Below are 10,028 nucleotides of genomic sequence, written 5' to 3'. Positions count from 1 at the left end.
GCAATCCTGCCCATATTCGATCACATAGCTTTCGCAAAGCTATGACCACGAACTGGTTCTCGCGGCTCGGCCCGTCGTTCCGCCGGGATACGTTCCCGCTCGTTTCGAACACAGCGGCAGCACAGTCAACTTGTGGGGGGCGCGACCGTGGCGGTCACCAGAGCGTGGGCAAGTCGGGTCATGAGACCCGGAGTCGGGAAGCGGTGCAGGAGCGGCCGGATCACGGCGCGCTGGCCCGTGCTGCTCGTGCTCGCACTCCTGGCACCGGCCCTGCCGGGCGTCGGCCCGGAGGCGATCGCCGCCCCCCTCCGGCACGCTCCGACTCCCGCGCACGGCAAACCCGTTGCTGTGCACGAGGTCGCCTCGCACTACCACCCACCCCGGCGGATGCCGGCCTATAAGACCCCCCATGTCAGCTGGCCCGCCGGCACCGCCTCCCTCACCGTTCCACGGGTGGACGGCAAGACCGCGCGCGCGGGCTCCCTGCCGGTCCGGATCGGGCGAAGCAGCCACGGCAGCGCCCCGGACCGGCTCCAAGTACGGCTGCTTCCGCACCGATCCGCCACTGCCGCGGGCGTCCACGGAGTGCTGCTGGACCTCACCGGCACGACTCCCTCCGGCACGGCACCCTCCGCCAAAGCGGCCCGAGCGGCCGGCGGCAAGGTCGCGGTCAGCCTGGACTACTCCGCCTACGCGGGGGCCTTCGGCGGTGACTACGCCTCCCGCCTGCACCTCGTGCGGCTGCCCGCCTGCGCCCTGACCACCCCCGGCGTCCGCTCCTGCCGTACCCAGACTCCGCTGGCCTCCCGCAACGACACACACGGTCACACCCTGCACGCCGACGTGCCCCTGCCCGGCACGCAGCCGTCCGCCTCACGGCAGGCCGCCGCGTCCGGCACCAAGCAGGCCATGCTGCAGGCCGCGAGCACGATGGTGGTCGCGGCGACCTCGGACAGCGGCGGCGGAGGCGGCGACTTCTCGGCCACCTCGCTGAGCCCCTCCGGTTCGTGGCAGGCCGGCGGCAGCTCCGACGGCTTCGAGTGGTCGTATCCGATGTCCGTCCCCGGGGTGCCCGGCGGGATGGCGCCGAAGCTCGGGCTCAGCTACAACTCCCAGGCCGTCGACGGTCTCGTCTCCTCCACCAACAACCAGGCGTCCGTCGTCGGCGACGGCTTCGGCCTCCCGGCCAGCTTCGTCGAGCGGTCGTACAGGTCCTGCAACGACAACCCGGCGGGCACGACCAAGACCCGGGACTACTGCTGGTCGGACGACAACCAGCTGACGCTCTCCCTCAACGGCCAGACGTCCACACTCGTCAAGGACGACAAGACGGGCACGTACCACCCCGCCGGCGACTCCGCCGAGAAGGTCGAATACCTCACCGGCGCCGCCAACGGCGCGCAGAACGGCGAGTACTTCCGGGTCACCACCGACGACGGCACGCAGTACACCTTCGGTCTCGACGAACTGCCGGGCTGGGCCTCGGGCAACACCAAGACGAACTCCGTGCTCACCGAGCCCGTCTACGCCACCGCGTCGGGACAGCCGTGCTACAACGCGACCTTCTCCAACTCCTGGTGCCAGCAGGCCTATCGCTGGAACCTGGACTACGTGAAGGACACGCACGGCGACGTGATGTCCTCGTTCTACACGGTCGACACGGCGTACTACGCGCGTGACCTCGGCACCACCGCGAACACCCCGTACAGCAGGGACTCCCGCCTCACCCGCATCCAGTACGGCCAGCGCGACGGTTCCGTCTACTCGACCAGCCCCGCCGCGCAGATCACCTTCAGCTACAACGGCCGCTGCAAGACGTCCGCGACCGGCTGCGCGACCTCCACGCTGTCCTCGTCGACGGCCGCCGACTGGCCGGACGTCCCGTACGACCTGAACTGTGCCAGCGGCGCCTCCTGCAGCGTCACGTCGCCCACCTTCTGGTCCGAGTACGAACTGAGCACGGTGCAGACGCAGGCGCTGTCCGGCACCGCAGAGACCAACGTCGACAAGTGGGACTTCACCTACGCGTTCCCGGCGACGGGTGACTCGACCTCTCCGGCGCTGTGGCTGTCCACCCTGGTGCACACCGGCCAGGACACCACCGGCGGCGGCTCCACATCACCGATCGCCATGAAGCCCGTCACCTTCACCGGCACACCGCTCTCGAACCGGGTGAACGTCACCAACGGCTACCCGCCCATCACGCGCCACCGGCTCAACACGATCACCACCGAGACCGGCGCGATCATCAACGTCAACTACTCGGCGCCCGACTGCACTTCCGGCACACCGTCCGACCCGAGCACCAACACCAAGCGGTGCTACCCGGAGTACTGGACGCCCACCGGGCAGACCAGCCCGATCATGGACTGGTTCAACAAGTTCATCGTCACCGGCGTCACCCAGCAGGACCCCACCGGTGGCGGCGTCAACGACACCATCTCCACCCACTACACGCCCATCGGCGGCGGTGCCTGGCACTACGACACCAACCCGCTGACGAAGTCCTCGCAGCGCACCTGGAACCAGTGGCGCGGCTACCAGGGCATGACGGTCACCACGGGTACCGCGCCCGATCCGGTCACACAGACCGACACCACGTTCTTCCGCGGGATGGACGGCGACACCCTGCCCGGCGGCGCGACCCGCTCGGTGAGCATCACGGACTCCCGCGGCGACGCCCCGGTCAAGGACTCCAACCAGTTCGCCGGTCAGACGTACGAGTCCATCACGTACAACGGCAGCGGCAGCAACAAGGTGGTCAGCGACGCCGTCACCACCCCGTGGACCTCTGCCGCCACTGCCACCCACGCGGTCTCCGGGCTGCCCGACCAGCAGGCGTTCCTCACCGGCGCCGCGGACAGCAAGGTGTACACCCCGCTGGCCGCCGGCGGCACCCGGGTGAGCGAGACCGCCTTCACCCATGACACGTACGGTCGCGTCACCAGGACCGACGACCGCGGCGACGTCTCGACCACGGCCGACGACCTGTGCACGACGACCAGTTACGCGGACAACACGGCGAAGTGGATCCTGGACACCGCCGACGAGGTCCGCACGGTGTCCGTCGACTGCGACACCACGCCGACACTGCCGAAGGACGCGGTCTCCGACACCCTGACCTTCTACGACCTCTCCACCACCCTGGGCGCGGCCCCGAGCGTCGGCGACCCGACCTCGACGCAGAAGGCCACCAGCTACAACGGTTCCACGCCGGTCTACACGACGACGGCCAGCACCACCGTCGACCAGTACGGCCGTCCCGCCACCTCGACCGACGCCGACAAGCGCACGGTGAAGACCACGTACTCGCCGACGACCGGCGCCGAACCGACGTCCATCACCGAGACCGACCCGCTCGGCTACGCCACCGTCAAGACCTACGACCCGCTGCGCAACGTCCCGCTGTCGGTGACCGACCCGGCCGGCTACAAGGCGTCCGGCACCTACGACGCACTGGGCCGCCTCACCCAGGTCTTCAACCCCGGCATCACCTCGCCGGTCACCAAGTACGTCTACACACTGAGCAACACCGCCCCGTCGACGATCACCACCCAGTCGCTCAACGACGACGGCACCTACCGCAGCGCGACCATGCTCTACGACGCGCTGCTGCGGGTGCGGGAGACCCAGACGCCCACCCCGGACGGCAGCCGGGAAGTCAGCGACACGGTCTACAACACCATCGGCCAGGTGGCCAAGACGTCCAGCCCGTACAACGCGACCGGCGCCCCGGACAGCACCCTGGTCCAGGCGCAGGACGGCCAGATCCCCTCGGAGACCGGCTACACCTACGACGGAGCGGGCCGCAAGACGGTCGCCACGGCCTACAAGCTCGGCTCCGAGACCTGGCACACGACCACGGTCTACGGCGGTGACTTCACCACCACCGTCCCGCCGTCCGGTGCCACGGCCCAGACCCTGCTGACCGACGCCCGCGGCCGCGTGACGCACCTGTACGAGTACCACACCGGTGCGGCCGCCGATCCGGTCAACGACACCGCCTCGGACTACTCGGACACGAAGTACACCTACTACCCGGACGGGAACCGGGCCTCGGAGACCGACGCCGCCGGCAACACCTGGTCCTGGAAGTACGACCTGCTCGGTAGGCAGACCTCCGCCTCCGACCCCGACAGCGGCACGGGCACCACCGCCTACGACGACGCCGGGCTGGTCCTCAACACCACCGACTCGCGCGGCAAGCAGTTGTCGTACAACTACGACGCCGACGGGCGCAAGACCGGCGCCTACGACACCACCGGTGGTGTCGCCCAGTCCACGGCGAACCAGATCGGCGCGTGGACCTACGACACCCTCAAGAAGGGCATGCCCACAGCCAGCACCTCGTACCAGATGGGCACCGGCAGCCCGTCGGTCACGACGGCGGTGCTGGCGTACAACTCCCTGGGCAAGATCGCCGCGGAGAAGACGACCCTGGCGAACCTGCCGACCGACGAAGCGGCGCTGGCTCCCGCGGCCGGCTACACCACCAGCTACACCTACAAGCCGACCGGGGCGCCGGCCACCGAGGCCGATCCCGCGGAAGGCGGTCTGCCGGCCGAGACCCTCACCACCGGCTACGACACGTTCGGGGAACCGACCAGTCTCAGCAGCAGCGGCACGAACGCCTGGACCTACGTGAGCGCCGTCGGCTACTCCGAATCCGGTCAGCTGTTGCAGTACACCTTCGGCCCCTCCACCAACTGGGTCGCGCTGTCCCTGGGTTACGACGAGCAGACGGGCGCCCTGACGGACGCGCAGACCACGGACTCCACCAGCAGCACTGTGGTGGACCACGCCCGCTACACCTGGGGCGACACGCGCGTCTCCAAGGGCGCGGGCCTGCTCACCGCCGTCAGCGACACACAGGCCGGCGGAGCCGTCACCGACACGCAGTGCTACAGCTACGACTACGCCGACCATCTCAGCAGCGCCTGGACGGCCACCGACAGCTGTGCCGCCGTTCCCGCCACCGGGGCGAGCAGCACCGTCGGCGGCCCGAACCCGTACTGGCAGAGCTGGACCTACACCGCCGACGGACTGCGCAAGACGCAGACCGACCACGACACGACCGGCAACACCGCCGGTGACACCACGACCACCTACAACTACCCGACCCCCGGCTCGTCCACCGATCAGCCGCACACCCTCACCAGCACCACGGCCACCGGACCGAACGCCGCCGCGAACACCGCCTCGTACACCTACGACGCCGCGGGCAACACCCAGACCATCAGCGGCGGCGCGGCCGGACAGCAGGCCCTGACCTTCAACGACGAGGGCAAGGTCGCCACCGACACCACCAGCAGCGGTACGACCAGCTACCTGTACGACGCCACCGGTGGCCTCGCTCTGCGCACCGATCCCGGCAAAGCCACGCTCTTCGTCGGGAACGCCCAGATCGTCGAAGACACGACGACCCACACGCTCTCAGGCACCCGGTACTACACCGTCGCCGGTCACACCATCGCGCAGCGCAGCAGCTCGGGCGACATCCAGTACCTCATTCCCAACCAGCAGGGGACCGCCACGGTCTCCATCGACTATCAGACGCAGTCGGTGACGCGACGCCAGTACCTGCCCTTCGGTCAGACACGCGCCGGTTCAGCAAGCGCCTTCCCCAACGGAACGGGCTTCGCAGGCGGCACCCCCGACCCGGCGACCTCGCTGGTCAACCTGGGGGCCCGGGAGTACGACCCGTTCACCGGCCGGTTCCTCTCGGACGACCCGGTCTTCGAGTCCATGGACACCAACCAGCTTCCCGGCTACGACTACGCGGGCAATGACCCCGTGACCTTGTCCGACCCGACCGGCGAGGACAACTGGTGGGCCGACCCCACCATGAATGTGCCGGTCACCCCGGACGCTCCGCCGATCTCGCAGAGCCTCGCCGACGAGCAGGGCTTCGGCAGCCTGTGCAACGCGCACAACTGCTCGAACTATCACCCGCATCCCGTCTTCATCTCGCCCCACTTCGGCTTCAGTGCGAACACCCCGAACATCAAGCAGCTGGCCGCGGCGTTCGCGAAGGAACTGAAGACGCACTACGACAAGATGTTCGACCCCCGTGCGTCGACCTACAGGATGCCCGACAAGGTGCTCGCCTACGGCACCGAGGTCGGCACCTGGGACGACGTGTGCAGCGGGAAACCGGGGTTGTGCTCCAAGTCGTTCGCCGACGAGGTCAGCGGGCTTCATGCGGCGCTCGACAAGCAGGCCAAGGCCAACGAACGCGGCACCATGTGCATCTTCTTCGGTGAGTGCCATTGGTGGAAGGTGACCGCGGCCGGCGCCATCTACTTCCGCACGATGCGCGCGGGCCCGGACGGAAAGCCGATGCTCGGCAACTCCGCCCGCACGCTGGGGGGCCGGGATAGGGACTACGAGGAGAACCTCGACGAGGACGGGAACATCGTCGTCGACGAGGAGGGAGCCACCCCTCCTGGCCTGTCGACCAACACCAATCTGCCGAAGATGTACAGGGTGGCACGACCGAACTGGCTTCCCGGCGGCCAGTCCAAGGACCCGTTGTGGGCCATCAAGGACGACGCACTCGCCGCGCGGGGCCTCACTGCGCGCCCGGACCCCGACGACGAGTTCCACATCATGCTCGGGCCGGACGAGAACGGCGTCTCACCTGACGGGTACAACGCGAGAATCCAGTCGACCCAGGACGACTGGATCAACACCCAGGCACAATCCATGGAAGACGTCCAGGCGTTTCTCGCCGAGGCTGAAGGAGAGGAGCCCTGATGAAGGCCGAAGAAGCTGTTGAACTCAAGGACATTCTGGCCGACTGGCGGGACTACGACGACGCCGCGTTCCGGCTCGGGATCTTCCTCGGCGTCTTCCCGCCCGACCAGAAGTTCTCCCCGGTGAAGCGGATGTTCTGGGTCGACGGATATCCCCTGGGCGACATGCTCGTGGACATCCTGGACCGGATGGCCGAGGCCGGCGTTCTCCTCAAGGACGAGGACGACGCCCGGTACAAGTGGAATCCGGCGCCCATCGACCTGTCCTGAGGCCGGGCGTCCGGGCGGCGGTCCGTGCAACCCCCTCGCAACCTTCCCCGTGGTGCACTCGACGACCATGGACGAGGATTCCGCACGTGCCATGTACGACGAGGTGCCGCGTGTCGAGCTGACGGCCGCGGCCGCCGGGCTGTTGCGTCGGCTGCACGAGGCGCACGGGCCGCTGATGTTCCATCAGTCCGGCGGCTGCTGTGACGGCAGCGCGCCGATGTGCTACCCGGAGGGCGAGTTCCGTACCGGCGGCTCGGACGTGCTGCTCGCCGAGTTGGACGTGGCCGGGGTCGAAACGCCCGTGACGTTCTGGATGTCGAGGAGTCAGTACGAGGTGTGGGCGCACACCCGGCTGATTGTCGACGTGGTCGAGGGCCGGGGCAGCGGATTCTCCCTGGAAGCACCCGAGGGGGTGCGTTTCCTCATCCGTTCGCGTGTGGTCGGTGCCGAGTAGGCCCCGCGCCCGTCGTCCTCTGGTGCACTTCCCCTGAGTTCTGGGACAGTTGACGAGACCTCAGGGAGAGCTGTGACGCACCGTCAAGGACGTTTCGGCGCAGGCAGATCGGTACTGACGCTTCTCGCGGCACTCGGCACGCTGGCCGGCACGGCCCTGGTGGGTGCGGCACCGGCCGGCGCCGCACCGGAGTGGACACGGCTCGCGACGGGCGTGCGGTACGGGCAGTTCGACCTCTCAGCGGCCGCGGGGCCCGCGCACGCCCATGTACTGCGCGTGGACCTGCGCGATCCGCGGGTGCGGGTGGGGCTGCTGTATCCGGGGGCGGTGGCCGCGCGGGCCACGGTGTCCCGGCAGGCGACCGCTCAGGGTGCCCTCGCGGGGGTCAACGGCGACTTCTTCAACATCACCGAGACCCAGCACCCGGGCGTGGAGGCGACCGGCGCGAGTGTGGGACCGGCGATCGCGCAGGGGCGGATGCTCAAGGGGGCGGTGCCGGACGGCCAGCGTTTCGGACCCGTGCTGCCGCCCGGCACCGGCACCGAGGACGTGTTCGGGGTGGGCACCGACCGCCGGGCCCGCCTGGACGACCTGATCCTCGACGGATCGGTCCGCACACCCGAGGGGCGGTTGCCGCTCGGCGGGCTCAACCAGTACGCGCTGCCCGTCGGTTCGGTGGGCGCCTTCACCGCGGACTGGGGCAGCGTGTCCAGGGTGCGGGCGACCTGCGGGACGGACACGGACCGGGCGGCCCCGTGCAGCACCGACACCTACGAGGTGACGGTCCGTGCCGGACGGGTCGTGGCCGCCGCCGACACCCCGGGCAGCGGACCGATCGCCTCGGACACCACGGTGCTCGTGGGCCGGGAGGCGGGCGCGCAGCACCTGCGCAAGCTCGCGGTCGGCTCCGCGGTGACGGTGAAGCACCGCCTGGTCGCCGCCTCGTCGCACATCCCCTACCGCTTCGCGCTCGGCGGGTATCCCCTGCTGGAGGACGGCCGTCCGCTGCCCGGCCTCGACGACACGACGTCCGCCGTGCGCACGGCCGTGGGGATCGCGGACGGCGGTCGGAGGCTGTATCTCCTCGCGCTGGACGGGGCGCCCGCCTATCGCAGCGGGCTGACGATCGCCGAAGTCGCGGCCACGATGCGGACGTTGGGCTCGGTCGACGCCTTCAGCCTGGACGGCGGCGGTTCGACGACCATGGCGGCGAGGATGCCGGGCACGGGTTCCGTCGCCGCTCTCAACCACCCTTCGGGCGGCGCCGAACGCCCCGTCCCGAACGGCATCGGGGTGTTCTCAACAAGCTGACCGCGACCCGGTTCAGGGGCGCAGACTGCTGACGATGTCGGCCGTCGCCGTCATGCCGCTGTGGATGGTGGGCGCGATGTTCGTGCCGGCGAGGTAGAAGCCGAGCAGCGCGCACACCAGCGCGTGGGAGACCTTGAGTCCGCCGCTGCGCAGGAAGACCACCGCAAGGATCAGCAGCAGCACCAGCACCGAGATGGAAATCGCCATGGACAGCCTCCTCCGCCACGTCGCCGGGACCGTTTCGCGGCGTTCGGCCGCAAGTGTGGCGTAGCGGAGGGTTCGTCCGTGCGGCTGAAGTGTCCTCCGAACGAGTGGTGTCCCCGCCCGTTCGAGGCGGTCTAGCGGTGGGCGTCCAGGAAGGCCTCCAGGCCTGCCAGGTCGTCGGTGTTGAAGTAGTCGACGCCGGCGGCGAGGAGTTCGGGCCACAGCGCGTCCCGGGCCGGGCCCGGCAGGTCAGGGGTGGCCCAGAAGCGGACCCGCTGTCCGCGCGCGTGGGCCTGCCGGACGATGCTGCGCAGCTTCAGCCGCTCAGCCTCGGGGAAGGCGCCCACGCCGAGCCAGGTGAAGTTGAGCGTCCAGTTGTCGCTGATCAGCGGGATGAAGGAGGCGGGCGCCGAGGTGCCGAGGTCGGTGAGCCGGCCGTCGTAGAAGGCCCGCCGGACGGTCTGGGCCGCCATCGGCACCCGGGCGGCGCGGTCGCCGGAGATCACGGCGGTGACCGCGCCGGGCACGACCTTGCCGTGGACGTACGTGGTGAACAGGTGCTTGTACCGCCGGAGATGGCGGTCGAGTTCGAGGTAGGTCGAGGAGCCCTCGGTCTTGATGTCGATGAGCAGCTGGAGGGGCCGGCGGTGTCCCCGGTACACGGAACCGTGGTGGGCCTTCACGATCCTGGCCAGCGGGTCGAGGTAGAGGGATTCGAGGGTGCGCGTCGGGTCCAGGGCGTCCACGGTGTGGCCGATGAGGAGTTGGTCGCCGACGAGGAAGATGTCGGCCTCGACGCTGCCGAAGCGGTGGGCGAGGGCGTCGAGGAGGGGGCGTGGATGCTCGTAGTCGTTGTGGGCGTGGGCGCGCCACAGCGGACGCGGGCGGTGCTTGCGGTCGGCCGCCCACGCGCTGCCGGCGGGCGGGGCGAGCACCGCGGCGGCCGTGACGCCGAAGGTGGTGAGGGCTCTGCGACGGGTGATGCGGGCCATGTTCTGCCTCCCTGTGGGGTGGGTCGGAACCACAGGGAGTAT

6 protein-coding genes are annotated in these 10,028 nt (G+C 69.5%); 4 read left to right on the top strand and 2 right to left on the bottom strand.

From position 1 onward, the window contains the following. Positions 1–180 precede the first annotated feature (180 nt). From OHN19_RS37445 to OHN19_RS37430, 4 genes are all read left to right on the top strand, one after another. On the top strand, positions 181–6,756 hold the full coding sequence (locus OHN19_RS37445; protein ID WP_330268436.1) for an RHS repeat-associated core domain-containing protein: 6,576 nt from the start codon (positions 181–183) through the stop codon (positions 6,754–6,756). After that, a complete protein-coding gene (locus tag OHN19_RS37440; RefSeq protein ID WP_330268435.1) occupies positions 6,756–7,025 on the top strand; it encodes a hypothetical protein in 270 nt (89 codons plus the stop codon). The genes OHN19_RS37445 and OHN19_RS37440 overlap by 1 nt, the downstream gene beginning before the upstream one ends. A gap of 91 nt (positions 7,026–7,116) precedes the next feature. Further along, on the top strand, positions 7,117–7,479 hold the full coding sequence (locus OHN19_RS37435; protein ID WP_330269795.1) for a DUF779 domain-containing protein: 363 nt from the start codon (positions 7,117–7,119) through the stop codon (positions 7,477–7,479). 72 nt (positions 7,480–7,551) lie between these two features. Further along, positions 7,552–8,790, top strand: a complete 1,239-nt coding sequence (locus OHN19_RS37430; protein ID WP_330268434.1) for a phosphodiester glycosidase family protein — start codon at positions 7,552–7,554, stop codon at positions 8,788–8,790. Positions 8,791–8,802: 12 nt separating this feature from the next. Here OHN19_RS37430 and OHN19_RS37425 read toward each other — a convergent pair whose 3' ends face one another. Beyond that, on the bottom strand, positions 8,803–8,997 hold the full coding sequence (locus OHN19_RS37425; protein ID WP_330268433.1) for a hypothetical protein: 195 nt from the start codon (positions 8,995–8,997) through the stop codon (positions 8,803–8,805). A gap of 131 nt (positions 8,998–9,128) precedes the next feature. Then, a complete protein-coding gene (locus tag OHN19_RS37420; RefSeq protein ID WP_330268432.1) occupies positions 9,129–9,986 on the bottom strand; it encodes a phosphatidylinositol-specific phospholipase C/glycerophosphodiester phosphodiesterase family protein in 858 nt (285 codons plus the stop codon). Between the last annotated feature and the right edge of the window lie 42 nt (positions 9,987–10,028).

The sequence above is a fragment of the Streptomyces griseorubiginosus genome (assembly GCF_036345115.1).
In the GTDB taxonomy this organism is placed as follows: domain Bacteria; phylum Actinomycetota; class Actinomycetes; order Streptomycetales; family Streptomycetaceae; genus Streptomyces; species Streptomyces griseorubiginosus_C.
This window is presented reverse-complemented; position numbering and strand designations above follow the sequence as displayed.